Origin of the sequence: Thermoleptolyngbya sichuanensis A183 (genome assembly GCF_013177315.1) — a bacterium.
Classification (GTDB): domain Bacteria; phylum Cyanobacteriota; class Cyanobacteriia; order Elainellales; family Elainellaceae; genus Thermoleptolyngbya; species Thermoleptolyngbya sichuanensis.
The window spans coordinates 1,798,822-1,818,651 of record NZ_CP053661.1; the positions used below are offsets into that span (position 1 = coordinate 1,798,822).

Genomic DNA, 19,830 nt, shown 5'->3' on the forward strand with positions numbered 1-19,830 from the left:
GAATGCACTGGCCCGACATTCTCAACTTTGCCGAAGCCGCTACTCATTCAGTTGGCCAGCAACTGCTCCAGGACTTTGGGCAGGTGCAGGCCGATGAAAAGTCCGACGGCAGCCTGGTGACGCGGGCCGACCGCTGGGCCGATGAAACCCTGCGGGGGGCGATCGCCCAGCGGTTTCCCGACTACGGCATCCTCAGCGAAGAGTTGACCCACGTTTTTCCGGCTCAGGACTGGTGCTGGATCATCGACCCCCTCGACGGCACGACCAACTTTGCGCGGGGCATTCCCATCTGGGGCATTTCCCTGGGGCTGCTCTATCAGGGCACGCCGGTCTTCGGCTATGTGCATCTGCCGCCGATTCAGCAGTCGTTTCATGGCTACTGGCCCGGCGACAGCGGACTGGAGATGCCCACCGGAGCCTTTTGCAATGGACGGGCGATCGCCGCTAGCCCCGACGCGCCTAGCGGCAACCACTTCTTTAACCTGTGCGCCCGCAGCATTGCCATCCTCCAGCAGCAGCCCTTCCCCTGCAAAATCCGAATGCTGGGCGTTGCCACCTACAACCTGCTCACTGTGGCAGCAGGAGCGACGCTGGGCGCAGTCGAAGCCACCCCCAAAATCTGGGACATTGCCGCCGTGTGGCCCATTGTGCAAGCCGCTGGAGCCGTGTGGCAGCCCCTAGAGCCAGGGCCGATTTTTCCGCTGGTGCCGGGGCAAAACTATGGCGATCGCCCCTTCCCCACCCTCGTTGTCAGCCAGCCCGCCCTTCTGGAAGTATTTCTCCCCAGAGTCGCCGTTTTGAGCAAGTAGAGCGCAGAAAGTAAAAAGAAGAGGCTGAGGATCAAGTCTAATCCTCAACCCCTCGCGCTAGCCTTCTTGCGGAACTGTAGTCGCTAGCTACGCGGCATCACGGGCAGGGATGAAACCGACTCGGCCCCCGCATCGCCTTTCACCCGGCGGATCTGGGCCCCCAGCAGCTTCAGCTTACCTTCCAGATCATCGTAGCCTCGATCCAGATGGTGCAAGCCTTGAATAATCGTGGTGCCGCGTGCCGCCAGCCCCGCCAGCACCAGCGCCGCCGATGCCCGCAGATCCGTCGCCACCACGGGCGCACCCGTGAGGAACGGCACCCCGCGAATCACAGCGTGATTGCCCTTGGTGCGAATATCTGCGCCCATGCGGTTTAGCTCGGCCACATGGCCCATGCGGTTTTCAAACACGGTTTCGGTGATGATGCTATCGCCCTCGCTGAGGGTCAGCAGCGCCATAAACTGCGCCTGCATATCCGTCGGAAAGCCAGGATAGGGCAGCGTTTCAATATCCGTCCCCAACCGCGATGTACCGGGCACAATGCGAAGACGGCTAGGCGTTTCTTGAACCACCTCCGAGCCGATCGCCCTCAGTTTGGCAATCACTGCTGTCAAATGATCCGGCACGACCGGAGCCAGCGACAGTTCAGATTGGGTAATCGCGCCTGCCACCAGAAACGTGCCCACTTCCACCCGGTCGGGAATCACCGCGTAATCAACCGAGTGCAGACTGGGCACGCCCGAAATCACGATCGTATTTGTGCCCGCACCGCGAATCCGTGCGCCCATCGCCCGACAGAAATTGGCCAAATCCACCACTTCTGGCTCCTGGGCGGCGTTTTCCAGAATCGTTTCGCCATCGGCCAGGGTCGCTGCCATCATCAGCGTTTCCGTTGCGCCGACGCTGGGATAGTCGAGGTAAATCCGCGCGCCTTTGAGCCGTCGATTCACCCCCGGAATGCAGGCGTGAACCGTACCATGCTCGATCTGCACATCGGCTCCCATCGCTTGCAGTCCGCGCACATGCAAATCGACTGGACGCGCTCCAATCGCGCAGCCGCCGGGTAGGGGAATCCGCGCAATGCCCAGCCGCGCCAGCAGGGGCCCAATGATGAAAAAGCTAGCCCGGAGTTGGCTGACCAGCTCGTAGGGGGCTTTGGACTGGCTGAGATGGCGAGCGTCGATTTCTAGCGCGTCATCCTTGCGGGTAATTTTTACGCCGAGGGCGCTCAGCACCTCGCCCATGCGGGCCACGTCGGCCAGCGAGGGGACATTGCGAATGCGGCAGTCTTGGCTACACAGCAGCGAACCAGCCATCAGCACCAGCGCCGAGTTTTTGGCACCGCTGATGCGAACCTCGCCGCTGAGGCGGTGTCCACCGATGATTTCTAGGACTGGGCTGCGATCTTCAGGTGAAGAATGGGTCACGGGTGAATTGAGAGAGGGGTTAATGGGTCTATCCTCCAAGTGCGCCTGTCAATCTTAAAGCTTTTCTTCTGTTTGTTCCATTTCTGGCATGCCTGTTTTTGGCTGCGCCTGCTTCTAGGGGCTGCTTCTAGGGCCTGCTTCTAGGTTTGTATTCCGGCTCATGCCCTATCGTTCCCTGAGTAGATGCTCAGCCTTCGCATCTATCTCAGCAGAATTTGGTCTTGATTTTACCGGAAAGGTTTCGTGTGTCTATAGCTCTGACCATTACTTTGCCAAAGCCGGGCGATCGCCCCCCGAACAGAAACGCTACAGAACCGCCAAAAAAGTAGCAAAAAATTGTCGGCAGGAGTTGACGAAAGTTTCATCTATGCAGCATGATGGTAAGTCGCAGCGTTGAAATGCGTTGATTGCGGAACTGGCGGAATTGGTAGACGCGCTAGATTCAGGTTCTAGTGTCTGCAAAGACTTCCGGGTTCAAGTCCCGGGTTCCGCATGGATGAAGAATGGCTAGTGGCGATTGCTGCTAGCCATTCTCTTTGGGAATTCTTCTAGCACTCACTGGGGTTAGGGTGTTCACGCATCCGCTAAAAGTTTGGAGAATTTCCGCCATTTTCGGGAAGGGCGATCGCTCGTTTGATTTACTTATCATTTCGTTACACCTTGTCATAAAAGACTAATCGAAAAACTCCCAGATTCCAGAAGATTCCAGCATCGACTCCCTGCTTCCTCAACCCGTGCTGAACTCATGCTGACAAGCCTGCAAAATCCCCTGGTTAAGCAACTCCGCAAGCTGCATCAAGCCAAGGGGCGGCGCGAACAGCAGCAGTTTTTGCTGGAGGGCACACACTTGCTGCAAGAGGCCCTGGCGGTGGGCTATCCGCTGGCGGTGGTGTGCTGCACGGAAACCTGGCGATCGCGCTATCCCGACCTGTTTGCGGCGGCCGGTCAGCGGGCGGAACGGCTGGAATTAGTGAGCGAGGCGGTGCTAGCGGCGATCGCCACCACCGTTAACCCCGATGGCGTGATCGCAACGGCTTTTCGCGTCGCGCCAAGACAGCCCAACGATCCCCGCCAGGTCAGCCTGGGGGTAGCGCTAGAGACCGTGCAAGATCCGGGCAACCTGGGCACGATGATTCGCACTGCGGCGGCGGCCGGCGTGGAGGGGCTATGGCTCAGCGCCGATAGTGTCGATCTAGATCATCCTAAGGTGCTGCGGGCGACAGCTGGGCAGTGGTTTCGGCTGCCGATGGCGGTGGCAGACGACCTGATCAACGTCGTGCAACAGTTTCGAGCAGTGGGGGGGCAGGTGGTGTCTACTTTGCCCAGCGCCACGCAAACCTATTGGGAAACCGACTTCACCCGGCCCACGCTGATTTTGTTGGGAAATGAGGGCGCAGGACTGTCGCCTGGGCTGGCGGCGCTGGCAGACGGTGCGGTGAGGATTCCCCTAGCGGCTGGTGTAGAGTCGCTGAATGTGGCGATCGCCGCGGCGCTATTGGTCTACGAAGCTCGACGGCAGCGCATCCCTGCGACGATGGTGGCTGGATCAGAGCCGAGTCAGCCTATGCCCCGCGCTCTTGAGTAAATTGCTCAATGTCTGCCACGGCATCTTCCAGGTCTTGAACCGTGAACCGGGGCGATCGCGCTTTGTCCACCTCCCGATGAGGCGCTTCTGCCGAGGCAGGCTCAGGCTGGCTGAGGCGATCGCTGAGCTGATCGAGCGACTCGATAAACGCTTGAGACGCTGCGTACCGTAGCTCTTGTTGATGTGAGTTCATAGCAGACTCCTGATCGACGCTGGGAAAAACAGTCTCCATCGTCTCTATCCGAATCTCTCCACGCATAGAAACCTCCATTCATGGAAAGCCCCTCATGGAAAGCCCCGGCGAGAAGAAACTCGTTTGTTCACGCGGTCTGGTCGGAAAACCCTTCCCAGTCTAGTGAACCGTGTTGGAAATGCCCAGCTTTGCTGGAGAACTGGGAGCAGCCCGGTGGGGCTGAGGAACACAATTCTGTTTCTTCAGCTTGCCCCTGAGAGTTTAGCAATGCGTCAGGAAATCTGCTTAATTTCCGGCGCTGAAGGGCGATCGCCTGCCTGTGAAATACGCGGAATTATATGCGACGTTCCCCGCAGCCACCTCCCAAAGCCGTGCCCGAAATTCACGTAGAATTTAGAACATAGGACTTACGCACTTGCGATAAGTTTTCTGGATTTTGGACTATTTCTCGCGGGCTGCACCCGCAAGAAACACTCCATGAGTAGCCCCTAGAACAGATAACAGTTAAGAAATCCAAACGGACATCCCCTCGGAGAAGCAGACGTGAGCGAAGCATTTGACTATGACCTGGTGATTATTGGTGCGGGCGTGGGGGGGCACGGCGCGGCCCTCCATGCCGTCAGCAGCGGGCTAAAGACCGCCATCGTGGAAGCGGCTGACATGGGCGGCACCTGCGTCAACCGGGGCTGCATTCCCTCGAAGGCGCTGCTGGCCGCGTCGGGGCGGGTGCGCGAGCTGCGCGATGCTCATCACCTCAAGAATCTGGGCATTCAGTTGGGCAACGTGGGGTTTGACCGACAGGCGATCGCCGACCACGCCGCCAACCTCGTCAGCAAGATCCAGGGCGACCTCACCAACAGCCTCAAGCGGCTGGGGGTGGACATCATTCACGGTTGGGCCAGGCTGGCGGGCCCCCAAAAGGTAAGCATTGCCACCGCCGAGGGCGAAAAGACCGTAACCGCCAAGGACATTATTCTTTCGCCCGGATCAGTGCCCTTCGTGCCGCCCGGAATCGAACTAGACGGCAAGACCGTGTTCACCAGCGATGACGCAATCAAGCTAGACTGGCTGCCCAACTGGGTCGCGGTCATCGGCAGTGGCTATATTGGGCTAGAGTTTGCTGATGTCTACACCGCGCTGGGCAGCGAAGTCACCATCGTCGAAGCGCTGGATCAGCTGATGCCCGGATTTGATCCTGACATTGCTAAACTGGCGCAGCGCATCCTGATTGCGCCCCGCGACATCGAAACCCGCGTGGGGCTGCTGGCGAAAACCGTGAAACCCGGTTCCCCCGTGGTGATTGAGCTGGCAGATGTAAAAACCAAAGAAATCGTAGAAGTGCTGGAGGTCGATGCTTGCCTGGTGGCAACGGGCCGCATCCCCGCCACGAAGGACTTGGGTCTGGAAACCGTCGGCATCGAACTCGATCGGCGCGGCTTTATTCCGGTGAACGATCAGATGCAGGTGCTAATAGACGGGCAGCCTGCGCCACATCTGTGGTCCATCGGCGACGCAACGGGCAAAATGATGCTGGCCCATGCCGCTTCGGCCCAGGGCATTGTGGCCGTCGAAAATATGTGCGATCGCCCCCGTCAGGTGGACTACCGCAGCATTCCTGCCGCCGCCTTTACCCATCCCGAAGTCAGCTTTGTCGGCATGACGGAACCCGCCGCCGTGGAACTGGGCAAGGCCGAGGGCTTCAAAGTCGCTGTTTCTCGCTCCTACTTCAAAGGCAACTCCAAAGCCCTGGCCGAAGGCGAAACCGACGGCGTGGCCAAGGTAATCTACCGTGAAGATACGGGCGAAGTGTTGGGGGCCCACATCATCGGGCTACACGCCTCCGACCTGATCCAGGAAGCCGCCAATGCGATCGCCCAGCGCCGCTCTGTCAGCGACCTCGCCTTCCTGGTGCATACCCATCCCACCCTGTCGGAAGTGCTAGACGAAGCCTACAAGCGGGCAGTTACAGCGCACTGAACGAAAAAAGAAAAAAGAAAAAAGAAGAACGAAAAACGAAACCTTTTATCTCTTCCCTCTTCGTTCTTCCCTCTTCCCTCTTCGTTCTTCTCTCTTCCCTCTTCCCCTCTCCCCCTTTTCCCTCAATGCAAATCCGTCGTCGTCCGCCCAACCCCGCTGTTGCGGTAGAAAATCTGCGGTATCAGATCAGTGCGCCCGACGCGCAGCCGCAGCATATTCTCGAAGAAATCGTCTGGCATAAGGAAACCGAAGTCGATCAGATGCGGGAGCGTCTGTCGCTGCTGGATTTGCAAAAAAAGGTGAAAGATCTGCCGCCGCCGAAGGATTTTGTCGAGGCGCTGCGGCAGGGCAAGACCCGTCCAGCGCTGATTGCTGAGGTCAAGAAGGCCTCGCCCAGCAAAGGCGTGATTCGGGAAGACTTTGACCCTGTGGCGATCGCCCGCGCCTACGAGCAAGCCGGAGCCGCCTGCATTTCTGTTTTAACGGACGAAAAGTTTTTTCAGGGCAGCTTTGCCTATCTCCAGCAGGTGCGCGATGCGGTCGATGTTCCCCTGCTGTGCAAAGACTTTGTGATTTATCCCTACCAAATCTATATGGCCCGGCTGCACGGAGCCGATGCGGTATTACTGATTGCAGCAATTCTCTCAGACAAGGATTTACAATACTTTATCAAGATTGTTCAGGCGCTTAACATGACTGCCCTGGTTGAGGTTCACACCCTCGAAGAGTTGGATCGAGTGCTGGCACTGCAAGGTGTCCATCTGGTCGGCATCAACAACCGCAACTTGCAGGACTTTTCTGTAGATCTGCAAACCACTTGCAGCTTGTTGGCCGATCGCCAAGCTCAAATTCAAAAACAGGGCATTCTAACGGTAAGCGAGTCGGGACTGCACACTCCAGCAGACCTCAGCCAGGTCGAGCAAGCCGGAGTCGAAGCCGTGCTGATTGGGGAGTCGCTGGTCAAACAGCCCGACCCTGGAGCAGCGATCGCTAGTCTGTTTGTCTGCTAGCCTGCTGACGCTCGACCTGGGCAAATAACTGGGCAACCGACTGGGCAACCGAACTGGGCAACTGACTGTGACTCAAACCCAAAGCTTCCATATTGGGAGTGTATAGCGGTTTGCGCCCGCGTGTGGTGACTGCACATCTCAGGTTTGAACGAGCCTGAGACAGCGGCTTACCGCCGATTCTTTAGGTTGCCCACCCCTCATCCGACTCGCTCCGACCCGCGCTGGACGAGGCGCTTTTCCGTATCTTTTTTGCATCTTCAATTTAGAGTTAGCCTTTAGAATCCTATGGAACCGATTCCCCTGCCGTCCCATATTCACTACGAGCTGCTGCTGCAACTGCTGGAACGCCAGACCACGCCCGCTGCTCAGCACCAGTCTCAGCATCAGGCCCAGGTTCATGAGCTAATCAGCACGCTGCGAAAGGCGCTGACCCAACAGAAGCGCCTAGAGGAAAGCCTAAGCCGCGCCAATGTGCCTATTGACTATCGCTGGTCGCTCAACAGCGCGGGTTTGGAGACAGTCTCTTCTGAGGTGCGCTGAGGTGGCAGTCCGCACCCTGTAGATTTCAGATTTCTTTAACAAATCGGGCGATCGCAGATGGATGGGCAGTGCTAGCTGGGTTGGCGCAAGAGGAAAGCGGATTCAGCCGTGCTTCTTTCAATTTGAATCTCGGATCTGCTGAACACATCCTGTAAACTAGGATCAACAAGAAACAAGCATCGGTTATACAAGCTATGTTTTTCATAGGTTGTATTGCTGGTCACTTGGTCTTCTTCACTACGCTTCTGTTTTTAATAGATTGATCGTGCATCTCTTAGAGCAGTTTCGTTCAGGTAAATTTGCCTGAACGACTTGATACAGGCTTGATTTAATTCCCTAGCTTGATCCTCCGGATTGAGGCTGAGTCCAGGTTGAGCTATTCATGAGGCTCAGACACACGGGGAATGATACAGATTCAAATGATTGAGTAATCGAGTTTTGGTCGTTGTTTGGAGTCTTCTAGGAATTTGTTTGGCAACTGCTTGTTGCTAACTATTTAGCTGATGTTGTAAGTGGCTTGAGTTAAAGCTTTTAGCATTTACTCTTGGTATTTGTTTGACATCCAGCAAAGTGCTAAGCATTGAGCAAGTTTGAGCAGGTTTAATTCTTTAATTCATTTTGATGGGTCGATTCTTGTCATCCTGGGCGCAAGGTTTAGTTTGTCGTTTTGATTAGTTTCTGCTGGCTCCGCTTCTGATTTAAGTTTCTTTATTAAACCCACTGGTTATCCCACGGCTGGCTGAGTATTGTGTGGCAAAACGATCGGGAGGCGCTGCGTGTCACAACCAGATTGGACAATGGTTTCCGCGACACCGGAGCAATCACGTCTTTCCATCGAAGCCGGTTCCGATGGAGGGAGCTTTAGTGGAAACGATTTGGGCGGCAGTCTTCTCAGGGGAGATGAATCTAATCCAAGCGTGGTGGCTGTCGAAGCGCCAGTTGTGGAACTATCAGCCGAATTACCTGTCGAATCACCGCATACGCGGCTGTTGAGCGAGTTGGCCCAATTGCGATCGCAGGATCGAGAACGCATTGCCCGCATTCACCACCTGGAACAGGCGCTAGATCAGGCCTTGTCTTGCATGGACGAACTGCGGCTGCAAATGCAAGACCAGGGCTTGCTGGAAACCCAACTGGCGGCGACCGAAAAGTTTGCCAGCGTGCAACAGCAGGCGATCGCCCGCCTCAAAGTCCGCCTCAAGCAGCAGCAGCAGACCATCGATGCCCATCTGGCCGAAGCCTACGAGCGCGATCGCCAAGCCCAGGAAAAGCTTGCCGCGGCCGAAGCCCGCTTTCAGGCGCAGCAGGAAGAACTGGATCGGCTGAGAATCCAGCTTAGCGGCCTGAGCCAAGGCCACGGGCGCGATGGATGGAACGGCCGAGAATCGCCAGACGCAACCCGCCAACGGATGCAGGAACTAGAGGAGGCTGCCCAGTACGCGCAAGAACTGTCCTATCGCCTCCAGGAACAGCTTGAAGCATCGCAGCAGCAGGTTCAGCGTCTAGCCGTTGCCCTGAGCGCTGCCGAAACCCGAGTTGCCGAGATGGAATCGATGATGGCCCAGATTCAGGCGGCCCAGGGCCCAAGCCAGGAACAACCAGGCGGGTTGCGGTCGGCGCTGCCATCGTCTGCGATCCGGACTCGCCCTGTCGCTCGTCGGACAAATGCGATCGCCACGCTGGGGCAAGACCTAGCCCGCGCCCAGATCAAAGCCGATGAGCTAGAAATTGAGCTAGGACGGCAGATGCGGCTGCAAACCCTATGGCTGCAAAATAACCGGGAGTTGGAGGCAGAGTGCGATCGCTATCGGGCCCGCATTGCCGATCTGGAAGCCCAAAATAGCGACATCCAGGAGCAAATCTTTCACCATGCCCGCCAGGTCAGCGAGTACGAAGCTACCATCCATCATTGGAAAGATCAGTACATTGCCAGCCAGCGCCAAATCGCCAGCTTCAAAGAACTGCTCGACAGCGTACAGGTGCATCTACTCGCCAGCGAACAGGTCGATCCAGAGCTAACCGCGATTTTCTCTGAGCTAATGACTATGATGGAAGTTGTCGCCACCCTCGACAGCAACAGCCTCAGCAGCCTCTCTGCACCGCCCGTCTCGCGGTTCAATCCGCTGGATTTGCCTGATTTTCTGGTGCGCTGCCGCAGCCACCGCCATCGCTAACGACCTGATATACCCATCGCAAACGAGTTGAGGGCTTTAGAAACGCTGTAGACTGATGGAGACGTTTTCAGCGGGACTTGCCGTGACCCCAGCCGAGCTTGCTTTGCTGCTTTCCTCTATTGCCCTTGGCGTTGCGGGGCAGTTTTTTTTGAAGTCGGGCGCACTGAAGCTGGGTCGCGTTGAGGCGAGTAACGCCATCAGCCATGTGTTGAGCATTCTCACCGTGCCGGACTTGCTGATCGGGCTGGCTTGCTACGGGTTGGGCGCGGTGGTGTATATCTTGGTGCTGACTCGCGTTAAGCTCAGCGTCGTGGGGCCAACAGTCGCGCTCAGCTACGTGTTTTCGGTGCTGTTGGGCTATTTTGTCTTCAAGGAAACGATTCCTGGTCTGCGGCTGGTGGGGCTGGGACTGATCGTGGCGGGTGTGATTTTGGTGGTGTGGCAGCCGAAGTGAGGGGCGGGGTGGCTTGCTGCAAACGCCCCGGGAGTCAGTTGCGATAAGTAGCTAGACATGATTAAACTTAAAACGCTCAACTGAGTAGTTGCCGTCCCAGCCCCGCTGCTCGATCGCCTCGATGAGAGCTAGAGCCAGGTCATACTCATCATCAAACAAGCGACTGGCTAACTGCTCACGCTTGAGATTCAATCATTCGTCCTCAATGCGGTTCATCTGTGGGCTGTACGGTGGCAGGAAGCTGTACGGTGGCAGGAAAAAGATCGACAAGCCTTGTTCATGCCACTGTTGCCAGTATTGTTTGGCAAGCTTACTCCGGTGGGATGAAGCACCATCTTGAATGATGACGGTGAGTTGTCCAGTCGTCGCGAACCGTTCGGCAGCGCGTTGGGCCTGCCAATTCATCAAAGTCACGTAGCGCTCACTGTTGAAGCCACCTACTTACTTTCTGTGTTGATTTTGGATTTTGGATTTGCGATTTTGGAAGGCCCGTTTTGGAAGGCCCGTCCCGTGTCTGTGGCGCTTCCAGTAATTTCATTCGGAGCGCCGCTGGTTAGAGGGGATGTCATCTCAAACCAGGTTCAAACTCAAACCAGGTTCAAATCAGTGCAGCCACATCCCGACAGCCCGATATCCCACAGCCCGACACCCCACACCCGACATCAGAGATGCGTCAGGTCTTCTGGCATGTTGCAGTTCAACAAATGGGCAAAATCAACAGCCGGAATTTCGGCAACTGGATGCTGGGCTAGCCACTGCTGAAACGATCGCCCGCCCGCCTGCACAAAGTCGCGCAGCAGCGACAGGCTACTCAGGCGATAAAATCCACACAGCGGCTGCCAGCCCTGCGAATCGCGCGGCAAATAGGCGATCGCCCCCGACTGGACTGTTTCCAACTGCGCGGCCCACTGCTGCACCTCCGCTGCTTGCAGCCGGGGCAGGTCGCACGCCAGCAGCAGCACCCACGCTGAGGCTCCACCCGCCGCGACCCGCTCCAACCCCTGCCAAAAGCCCACCAGCGGCCCGTGCGGCTCTGTTTCCCCAGGCAGCGGCGTTTCGGAGACAAACTGGCAGTCGGGCAGCAGCGTGGCGTAGCGATCGGGCCAGGGCGTGACGACGAAGACTGGGCTGGCGCAGGACTGGGCGATCGCTCCGGTTCTTTGCAGCAGGGGCACGCCTTCAATCTCAATCAGCGCCTTGTCGCGCCCCATGCGGGTGCTGTGGCCACCTGCGAGAATAATGGCAGAGAGAGGCATCGGGGTATTGTGTGACTCTATCTCATCATCCCACCGACCATTTGCGCCAGCGCATCCAGGTTTACAAAAATATCCTCAACTCGAACCAGCGGATAGAGCAGCGATTGCCAGAAGTGCCCCGCAGGAACCTCGCCCAGCAGATAAGCATAGTCCAGTCCGATCAGGTTGCTGAGATACCAGTAGCAGGGATAGACGTAGTTGGGCGAAAACAGTTCTACGACCTGAGTGCCGGGGCGACAAAAGGCAAGGTTGGTGAGTCCGCTGCCGTGGGGAGAGACGATGAGTTCAGCATTGTAGAAAAGCTGGGCTTGTTCGGCGATGGTGCAAGTCTCCAGGTAGACCGTGGCGAATCCCTGGGACTCAAGAAGTTTCACTACGGATTCTTCGTTGATGATTCGACGATCGCGCGTTTTTTGCCTGGAGAGATACAAGCGCTTTGGTAAATCAGGAGCAAGCGTCTGGGAATGCAAAAAGGACGACTTGAGCCAGTCGCAAACCCAAGCCTGGGGCCAGGCCGCCGCGCCGGGAAATGAAGGAATGATGAGTTGATCTGCCTGGATATGAAGATGCTCCTGAACAGACAGAACTTTCTCAGATGGAATCTGGAGATGATGCAAGCTGTCTTGCTGCCAGGAATGGCGATCGCCCACCAGCCAGTAATCGATTTCGTTAAGATTAAACTCACCGTCTTGCAGGACTTTGAGACGCGGCAAGACATCCAGCATCCAGTGAAAGTAGATGTTATTCGACACGCCTGCAAGAACGGCGACAGTTCCTGATAGGCGCTCTATGGGTGGCAGCTTTTGGGACGAAAAGACCCAGTGCTGGCGGGCGAGCAAGTCGGGATGTCCGGGGGTGAGCAGCGGAAACTCAGCGGAGCAATCGCGCATCACCTCGCCCGCCGCGTTAAAAACGGCCAGGCTGCTTTGATCCGAATCGAGCCAAAAGCGTCCGTTTGGCAGCGTGGCGACAAAGGTGCCAGGGATCGACAGGGCATCGCCCAGCCCAAAGCTCAAGTGGGGCCGCGGCTCCAGGCAGCGGGGCGGCTTAAGCGCAACGACCTGGGGCGGATGAACGGGCGTGAACGAGGCTCTAGGTTCCGATGCCACCCAATCGGGCAGGGTTCTGACTTCGCGGGTCGGCGCGTCCACGGGCCGCGTCTTTTCCCAAAGCGGGTCATCCAGCATAGGCGACGTGGCTCCCCAAGGCGGATGCCCACGCCCCTGGTTTTGCCAGCCCGCCAGCAGGTTGGCCACTTGGGGGGCCAGGTTGGAATTCAGCTTTAGCGCTGTTTGCAGGCATTGCAGCGCCTCCGCTGGCTCACCCGTCTGCATCAGCGCCGCCGCTAGGTTATACCAGCCCTCGACGGCTTCGGGCTGCTGAGCCAGGAGCGATCGCCAATGCTCGGCCGCAAGGTCTGCGTTCCCCTGGGCCAGATACGCCAGCCCCAGCAGTCGGTGTGCGTCTTCGCGATTAGCGTGTAAGGACAAGGCGTGATGGGCAGCGGCGATCGCCCTTTCTGCGTCCCCCTGTTTCCAGAGCGCCTGCCCCAGACTTAGCCAGAGATCGGCGGCATTTGGGGCTTCGCTGAGGGGGGTTTGATATAGGGCGATCGCCTCTGACATTTGCCCCGTTTGCACCAGCGCGTTGCCCAAATCTATAACGGCTGCGAAATTTGAGGGATTTTCCTGGAGAGCCTGCTGATAGAGGGCGATCGCTCGTTCTAGCTGCCCGCCACGAGCCAGCAGATTTCCCGCCTGGTGCAGTGCCGCATCGGAATGGTCGGCCACCGCCAGGGTTTCTAAAAACGCTGCGTTGGCGCATACCGCAGGATTTTGCGGCGGTGTTTTTGCCCAGGCGCAATAGGTTTCGGCAAAGTCTGACCGTTGCCAGAGCGCCTGACGTAACCCCGACAGCGCCTCCGCCGCCTGCCCCAGTTGCAGCAGCCCATAGCTCATATCTGCCAGAACGGGCGCAGCATCGGGAGCCAGCGCATGAGATTGTCCCCAAGCCTGTACTGCTGCCGCCCAATTGCCCAGTTTTCCCTGACACAGCCCCAAACCCGCCCAGGCATCGGCATTGTCGGGCTGGAGCCTCGTCCATGCGGCGTAGGATTCGCCTGCTTCGGCAAATTGCCCAAGCGTCTGGTAGGTCTGCGCCTGCTGCGCCCAGGCATCCACAAAATCGGGCTGAAGCGCGATCGCCTGCTGCCAGCTTGCCAGCGCTGCGTCCAGGTCACCCCGTTGCGCCTGCGCGATTCCCAGCCTGTGGTGATACGTTGCCTGCTCAGCGTCCAGTTCCAAAAGCTGCCGCGAGAGCCGCTCAGCCGCCGGGTATTGCTGATGCGCCAAACAGTGCGTTAGCGCTTGCTCCAGGAGATTTGCCAGACTGCTCAGATAGGCTTCTAGTGCGTCTGGCTCAGCGTCGGAGAGGGGGGTCATCCACACTGCCTGGGCTTCGGCTTCCTGACCTTGCAGCAGCAGCGCCAAACCCAGTAGGGCGTAGTGCTGGAGGTCTGTCTCGCCCTGGGCAATCCGGGCTTCGCAGTAGGCGATCGCCCCGCCGGTATCGCCCTGAAACACCCAGTCCAGCACCTCGCTCATGGCTAGCCTACCGATTGCGTGGGTAAGGTGTCGAGGGCAGCGCGGGCGATCGCCGCAGTGTTGTTGTGGGGCAGGTCAATGCGGGCGGTCAGGCGCGGGCGCAGCAGCGTCCACTGGTCGGCAGGCAGCGGCGGCAACAGGGTAATCTCTGGCGCGTCTTCTCCCAGTTCCAGTTCCTCTTCCTCCATCAGGTGCAGCGTCACGCTAGACAGGGCAAAGTCCGCTTCCTGCGCGTCCAAATCGCCCATGTCTACCAGCAGCGTGGTTTCTTCGCCGCCGGGAGCGGTGATCACGGTTCGCAGCAGGTCCGCTAGTTCGGCAAACAGCACGTCTTCGGGCTGCTGCCAGTCGGGTAGGGCGATCAAATTGCGATCGCGCAGGTGCAGGCTTTCAACGAGCTGCCGATGCTGATGGGTGTGATACAAGTCCCAAAACACCTGGCTAAGCTGCTGTCCGTAGCGCTTGCTGTCGAGGAAGCTGGGCGGATGCTGCATGGCGGCCCGGAGGCGATCGCCCAGGTTTTTCCGAAGCTGGGCATCAGTGCCTAGGGCGATCGCCCGCGTGACATATTCTTCAACTGTCGTGGCGATTAGCTCTGGCAGTGCCAACTCTCGCAAGAACGCTGCACCCCGACCCAGGGAAACGGGCGTATCTTGTTCCATCACCAGCGTTGGAACGCTGACCATCAGCGGATCGAGCAGCGACGATAGGCCAGACATCGGGAACGAGTCGAGATACACATCGGCTAGCTGCACTCGCGCTTGCAGGTTGGCTCGGCTGGGGGTGGGCCCCAAGATCAAGAGGCGATCGCCTTCTACGTTTCTGGCGGTCAGTTGTTTCGACAATCGTCGCTGAAACGCCGCCAGTGGGTACTGGTTTGAGTAGTTTGGATTAAACGGGTAAATCAGCAACCGAGACCCCGGAACACTGGCCAGAATTTCCGCCCAGGCTGCTTCCAGTTCGGGCGAGATTTTGTAAAAACTCGCGCCAGATACAAACACCACCTCATTGTCCGCAATGCCCAGCATGGCGCGATCTACGGATTCGGTCGGCGGGTCAGATCCCTCCACCGCAAGGTCAAAGCACTGGCCGGCGGCTTGTAGAGGCAGCAGGTGTTCTGTAAAGTGGCGCTGCGCCTGATCCGCCGACCCCGCTAGGCGGCTGGTGAGCCAGTAGTCGATTTGGGCAATCCCGCTGGAGATGGGCGAGTTCATGCCACACACCTGCACCCGCGCCAGCCGATGGGATGCCAGGAGGGTGACAGCATCCGTCACAGCCGCAGTATTGGTCGCAATCCAGAGGATGTCTAATTCCGCTTGCCGCAGGGTGTCAACTTGTTCAGCCAGTCGCCCAGGGAGCTGCACCGCTCGGTCGGCATATTGCAGACAGTATTGGGCAGCGGGGTGTTCGTAGGAGGTGAGAGAAAAGAGAATGACTTCAAACTGGTCGCGATTGAGGTCGCGGAAAACAGGAAGCGTTGCAGCCGTCTTGGTTTGGGGAATAAAACCAGGAGACAGAATCCCCAGCCGGAGCTTCTGCCGCGGCTCTGGGGCAACCGGGAAGTCGTAATCTAACGCGGCTCCTTCAGCAGTGAGCGCTTGGGCAATCAGCGCTGAACGCTTCTGGCAGAGAGATTTGAGCGATCGCCGCGTCAGGTAAAGCGGTGTGAGATCGAGGGTTTGCAGTGTGACCTGAGCAACCTTTTGCCAGAGGAAGTCGGTGGGGTCGTTTTGAACCTGTTCGTAGAGTCTGTCCACCCATCGCTCCAGGTATTTGGCATACTCATCAGCCTCGCCCAGTTCCATAAACATCGTGGGCGGCGCACAGAGATACCGCACTATGTCTGCTAGCAGAGACGATGGCACAAGGGTCGGGTCGAATCCATCGGGGAGATGGTGGGGATAGCAATACAGCATCGCTGCCAGCAGTGCGGATGTCTGGCGTGCCCATCCCTCCGAAAGAGTGGCAATGAGCTGGAGGGCGATCGCCTCGTCGGTTTCTGTGAGGGGTTCCAGCCGAATCCCAGAATCCAAGATGAGGCGATGCGCCTGTCCCAACTCGCCCGCAAAGGCGGTTTCCAGGTTCTCCGGTGCGATATTAAGCAACTGCTCAATCAGTTGGTGACGGTGCTGACGGAGCCGTTCCAGAGCAGAGAGACGGTCTGCCGCCGATCCCGCAGACTGATAGCGGGCGATCGCCGACTGCACCTGTTGCAGGGCAGACCCCTGAGATTGCTGAAGCTGCTGCTGGATCAGTTCCGCAGTGAGCAGGTTGGGGACGAGCCGCAGGGCGGCCGCAGTCGCCGCAGTCGCCAGCGGGCGATCGCCTAACTGATATGCCAGCGTGCCCAACTGACAAAGCAACTGCCCATAGTCCTGCGCGGGGGCGATCGCGTCTGATTTGCGGAACCAAACGCCCGTGGAGTCAATCCGCCGGAGCGCAAAGCTAGAGCGCTGCTGCCGCTCAAACTCATGAATTGCCTGCCGACAGCCCTCCCAGAACCCGTAGTCATCAATTTGCACCGCGCCGCCCGGAATCACCTGGTGGTATAGCAGGTTGAAAATGGCGAGGGTCGATTCATACCAGTCGCCGTCCGCGTGAAGCAGTGCAATATCGCCCATTTCAGCGCGGTATTCGGGCAGGGTGTCCTGGAATAGCCCTTTTACAGGAACTACGATGTCCTGCACGTCCAGGGCTTGACAGACGACGGCCAGGTTTTCTTCGATCGGGGCCTTGAGCGTGCCCGCACCCCAATCCGTGTCATTCGCCGGAACGCCGTTGTGCTTGTCTACTTCTACCGGATCGGGCATTCCCTCAAAGGTGTCGCAGGCATAGAGTTTGCGCGATCGCTGGCTATAGCGCTTGACGACTGCGGCAATCAGCGCAGCGGCTCCCCCCTTAAACGTGCCGCACTCCACAATGTTTCCTGGAAAATCTTCGAGGCAAATCTGCCGGGTCAAGGCGTAAAGCGAGAACAGGCGCTCTTCCGACAGGAGCGTGTAGGGACGAACCACCTGAACGAGTTCCTGGAACTCTGCATAGGAGGCTTTGCCAAGCGTGGTGTGGGCCGTATTGGCCCAGGCAAAGTGCTGGACGCTGGCTTGAAGCTGGGCGCGTTGGCCGTAGAGGTTGCTGAGGATGGCATGGGCGGAGGCCGCGCCCGCACCCGGCTCGATGGCGCGATGGCAACAGTCCAGCACAGTGTCCCAGTTTCCCGCAACGTAGGCGGCCTGTCCTTCGCGCAGAGCCGTGGCGATCGCCCGCGCAGTTTCCTGGGAGATTGGCTCTGCCAGAGGCGGCAGCGCTTCTACCTGCTCTGCCATTTGGATTAGCGCATGAAGTGCCGTATGAGCAGTGGGTGCAGTTTCCTGCCAGCCGCTAACGGTGTAGTGCTTCAGGTGGGCAGGCAGCGTCCAGGACACCGTCGGGTCTGGGGTATGGTGGATGGGTTTGATATTCCCGCGCCACGCCACACCCATAATTTGCATGGTTTGATAAACGAGCGTATTCCAACCCCGATCGCGCAGATAGTCTAGCCCCTGGGCCACATCGGGCGAAGACAGGTCGTGGAAAATGATGAGGGCATCCTCTGTGGCCAGCAACTCACAGGCGATCGCATCCTCCAGGGGCCCGGGCGCTTCGTGGTTGCCGTCGATAAAAATAAGAGACCATCGACGCTGCTCCTGCGCTGCTAGAGCCTGCACTGCACCGGGGCTAAAGCCAGGATAGAGCGCAACGCGATCGCGCACCCCGGCCGCCATCAGCGACTGACTCACGCTGTCAAAAAACTCAGGCCGCTCCAGCAGCGGGTCAACCACGTCTAGCTCAACGCCCGCCAGCGCCAAGTGGCAGGCCGACCAGCCCATCCAGCAGCCAATCTCCAGGGCCCGCTGTCCTCGAAACTGGAGCGCCGTGTTGTATAGGATATGCGCCTCGTCGCGACTCAGGAAGCCGACCACCGGATGCCGCCGATCCACGTACCAGTTGTGGGGAACCTCGCGACGCAAGTAGGGCCAGCCGCAGTCCTCACAGTTGCCCACAATCTTGTTGGGGAAGGCGTGGTCTGGACGAACCAGCGCCAGCCCCGGTGAAACATAGTCCCCCGCTGGAAGCATTAGGTCTGCAAGCAAACTAATCGTTTCGTCCAGCATTCGGTGCTGCTGAAACAGATTGATAGCCCGCTGACGGCAGCCCTCGCCAGCCGCACGACGCTGCTCCGGGTGCAGGGCCCAGGTTTGGATAATGTCTACCAAGTCTGCAATCGTTTGCACGGGATTTTGATTGGGGTCGCTGAGCAGTTTGCCCGTTTCCCCCAGTTCTTCTGGAATGCCGCTCACCGCCGACGCAGCGACGGGCAGGCCTTTGGCCATGGCTTCCATGATGGCCAGGGGCATCCCTTCGCGCCAGGAGGGCAGGAGAAACATATCTGCCGCGTCATACCAATCCTGGATATCCCACCGCCGACCCAGCAGGTGAACGCGATCGCTCGCGCCCATTTCGGCAATTTCTTTTTCGTACTGTGCAGTCAGTGCCGGATCGCCGCTGCCTGCCCAGGCAAACTGCAACGACGACCAGACGGGCAGATGACGCAACTGGGCGATCGCCCCTAGCTGAAGCTGGAAGCCTTTTCGAGCGACGATTTGAGCCACAGAAAAGCACAATATTTGGTCGTCTTTGATGCCCAGTTCTGCCCGTAGCCGCTGCCGGGTTTCTGCATTTCTCGGCTCAAAAAACTCAGCCGGCCGCCCATAGAGGATGACGCGCCCCTTGTTTTCTGGCAGACGGAAATGCTGTCGGAGAAGCTGGAGGTTTTCCTGAGAGACGAGAATCACTTCTCTGGCGTGGTGATACTGCTCTGACAGGGCATCGAGGCGATCGCCAAACCGCTCTGCCAGATCAGGCGCAACGTATCCAATCACAATGGCGTAAGGGATACCCTGCTGAATCGCCACTTGCTTGGCTGCGAAGTTCGAGAGCGGATGTGAATCGCTGAACAGAATAAAGTCCGGACGCACCCGATGGAAAATGCGATCTGGGCTTGCCGTATCGTCGAGCGTGCGCTGCACCTCCGAGATCGTGTTGTAGTCTAACCATTCATGGACGACCCCTGCCCTTGCTTGTGCTTGCGTTTGCACCGTGTCCACTTGAGTTTGCACCAGCGTTACCCGATAGTCTTGGGCACGCAGCCCCAAAACAACTTCATGGTTGTACTGGGCAACGCCGCCGCTGCCAAAGTCATCTGTGTAGAGCAAGAGATGTTGAGACATACCTTTAGAGTTTTGGAAAGGGGCAAATTGGGGCAAGGCAAGTTGGGATAGAGGATGGGTCTGAATATCGCTGAAATATCTCTGGAATATCTCTGGATATTTCTAACTATCCGCGTCTATGGCTGGCGTTGCTTCTGACGGGCTTCTTCCAGAGATTGCTGATAGTCCGCTCGCTCAGGATAGAGCGACACCAGTTTTTCCAGAGGGGCGATCGCCCCAGCATAATCTTTAAGCTGCATCCGGGCATTGGCTAACCCCTCCAGAGCCGTTTGGTTCTCCGGCTCTCGCTGCAACACTAGCGCAAAGCCTTTTTCTTCTTCGCGTAAAAGATCCTGTTCAGAGGGCTGCTCGATGGAGGCGACGGGCTGCCCGGTTTGCTGATTCTGCCCGGCATAGAGCGGCACCAGCCCCATCACCATCGACCCTGCAAAACAAAGCCCCGAAACTAAGATAAAGGTGCGTTGCAACCGTGGTTTCGCCAACATAGCGGTCTGGATTCTTCAATATTATGAAGATTGAATGTGGATAACTTTAG

The 19,830-nt window shown here is 58.0% G+C and carries 14 protein-coding genes and 1 tRNA gene; 8 read left to right on the top strand and 7 right to left on the bottom strand.

The genetic code is table 11. From position 1 onward, the window contains the following. Positions 1 to 2: 2 nt before the first annotated feature. Positions 3 to 809 carry an inositol monophosphatase family protein gene (locus tag HPC62_RS07635; protein ID WP_172354540.1) on the top strand — a complete coding sequence of 269 codons (807 nt, stop codon included), beginning with the start codon at positions 3 to 5 and terminating at the stop codon, positions 807 to 809. Between the two features lie 83 nt (positions 810 to 892). On the opposite strand, the gene murA is transcribed toward HPC62_RS07635, so the two are convergent. Beyond that, complete coding sequence (murA, locus tag HPC62_RS07640; RefSeq protein WP_225906648.1) at positions 893 to 2,236, bottom strand: UDP-N-acetylglucosamine 1-carboxyvinyltransferase; 1,344 nt, start codon at positions 2,234 to 2,236, stop codon at positions 893 to 895. A gap of 409 nt (positions 2,237 to 2,645) precedes the next feature. On the opposite strand from murA, the gene HPC62_RS07645 reads away from it, so the two are divergent. Both HPC62_RS07645 and HPC62_RS07650 read left to right on the top strand, forming a co-directional pair. After that, positions 2,646 to 2,729, top strand: a tRNA-Leu gene (locus HPC62_RS07645). 252 nt (positions 2,730 to 2,981) lie between these two features. Then, positions 2,982 to 3,821: a TrmH family RNA methyltransferase gene (locus tag HPC62_RS07650; protein ID WP_172354544.1), complete on the top strand. Its 840-nt coding sequence runs from the start codon at positions 2,982 to 2,984 to the stop codon at positions 3,819 to 3,821. Here HPC62_RS07650 and HPC62_RS07655 read toward each other — a convergent pair. Continuing rightward, positions 3,799 to 4,014, bottom strand: a complete 216-nt coding sequence (locus tag HPC62_RS07655) for a hypothetical protein (RefSeq protein ID WP_172354546.1) — start codon at positions 4,012 to 4,014, stop codon at positions 3,799 to 3,801. The genes HPC62_RS07650 and HPC62_RS07655 overlap by 23 nt on opposite strands. A 543-nt stretch (positions 4,015 to 4,557) precedes the next feature. On the opposite strand from HPC62_RS07655, the gene lpdA reads away from it, so the two are divergent. The 5 genes from lpdA to HPC62_RS07680 all read left to right on the top strand — a co-directional run bounded on the left by lpdA (position 4,558) and on the right by HPC62_RS07680 (position 10,169). Next, entirely contained in the window at positions 4,558 to 5,991 is a 1,434-nt protein-coding gene (lpdA, locus tag HPC62_RS07660; RefSeq protein ID WP_172354548.1) for a dihydrolipoyl dehydrogenase, read from the top strand. Between the two features lie 125 nt (positions 5,992 to 6,116). Continuing rightward, a complete protein-coding gene (gene trpC / locus HPC62_RS07665) occupies positions 6,117 to 7,001 on the top strand; it encodes an indole-3-glycerol phosphate synthase TrpC (RefSeq protein WP_172354550.1) in 885 nt (294 codons plus the stop codon). Positions 7,002 to 7,286: 285 nt separating this feature from the next. Next, on the top strand, positions 7,287 to 7,541 hold the full coding sequence (locus HPC62_RS07670) for a DUF5340 domain-containing protein (RefSeq protein ID WP_172354552.1): 255 nt from the start codon (positions 7,287 to 7,289) through the stop codon (positions 7,539 to 7,541). Positions 7,542 to 8,458: 917 nt separating this feature from the next. Then, positions 8,459 to 9,715 carry a coiled-coil domain-containing protein gene (locus HPC62_RS07675; protein WP_172354554.1) on the top strand — a complete coding sequence of 419 codons (1,257 nt, stop codon included), beginning with the start codon at positions 8,459 to 8,461 and terminating at the stop codon, positions 9,713 to 9,715. A gap of 55 nt (positions 9,716 to 9,770) precedes the next feature. After that, the gene (locus tag HPC62_RS07680) at positions 9,771 to 10,169 is read left to right on the top strand and encodes an EamA family transporter (RefSeq protein ID WP_225906647.1); all 399 of its coding nucleotides are present in this window, start codon (positions 9,771 to 9,773) and stop codon (positions 10,167 to 10,169) included. 51 nt (positions 10,170 to 10,220) lie between these two features. Here the strand turns inward: HPC62_RS07680 and HPC62_RS07685 are convergent, their stop codons facing one another. From HPC62_RS07685 to HPC62_RS07725, 5 genes are all read right to left on the bottom strand, one after another. Continuing rightward, entirely contained in the window at positions 10,221 to 10,361 is a 141-nt protein-coding gene (locus HPC62_RS07685; RefSeq protein ID WP_172354556.1) for a hypothetical protein, read from the bottom strand. A 470-nt stretch (positions 10,362 to 10,831) separates the two neighbouring features. Beyond that, positions 10,832 to 11,425 carry a molybdenum cofactor guanylyltransferase gene (locus HPC62_RS07695; RefSeq protein WP_172354560.1) on the bottom strand — a complete coding sequence of 198 codons (594 nt, stop codon included), beginning with the start codon at positions 11,423 to 11,425 and terminating at the stop codon, positions 10,832 to 10,834. 17 nt (positions 11,426 to 11,442) lie between these two features. After that, entirely contained in the window at positions 11,443 to 14,028 is a 2,586-nt protein-coding gene (locus HPC62_RS07700; protein ID WP_172354562.1) for a tetratricopeptide repeat protein, read from the bottom strand. A 2-nt stretch (positions 14,029 to 14,030) separates the two neighbouring features. Further along, positions 14,031 to 19,295, bottom strand: coding sequence for a TylF/MycF/NovP-related O-methyltransferase (locus tag HPC62_RS23065; RefSeq protein WP_216655340.1), 5,265 nt, complete (start codon positions 19,293 to 19,295; stop codon positions 14,031 to 14,033). A 116-nt stretch (positions 19,296 to 19,411) separates the two neighbouring features. Next, the gene (locus HPC62_RS07725) at positions 19,412 to 19,780 is read right to left on the bottom strand and encodes a tetratricopeptide repeat protein (RefSeq protein WP_172354564.1); all 369 of its coding nucleotides are present in this window, start codon (positions 19,778 to 19,780) and stop codon (positions 19,412 to 19,414) included. Positions 19,781 to 19,830 lie beyond the last annotated feature (50 nt).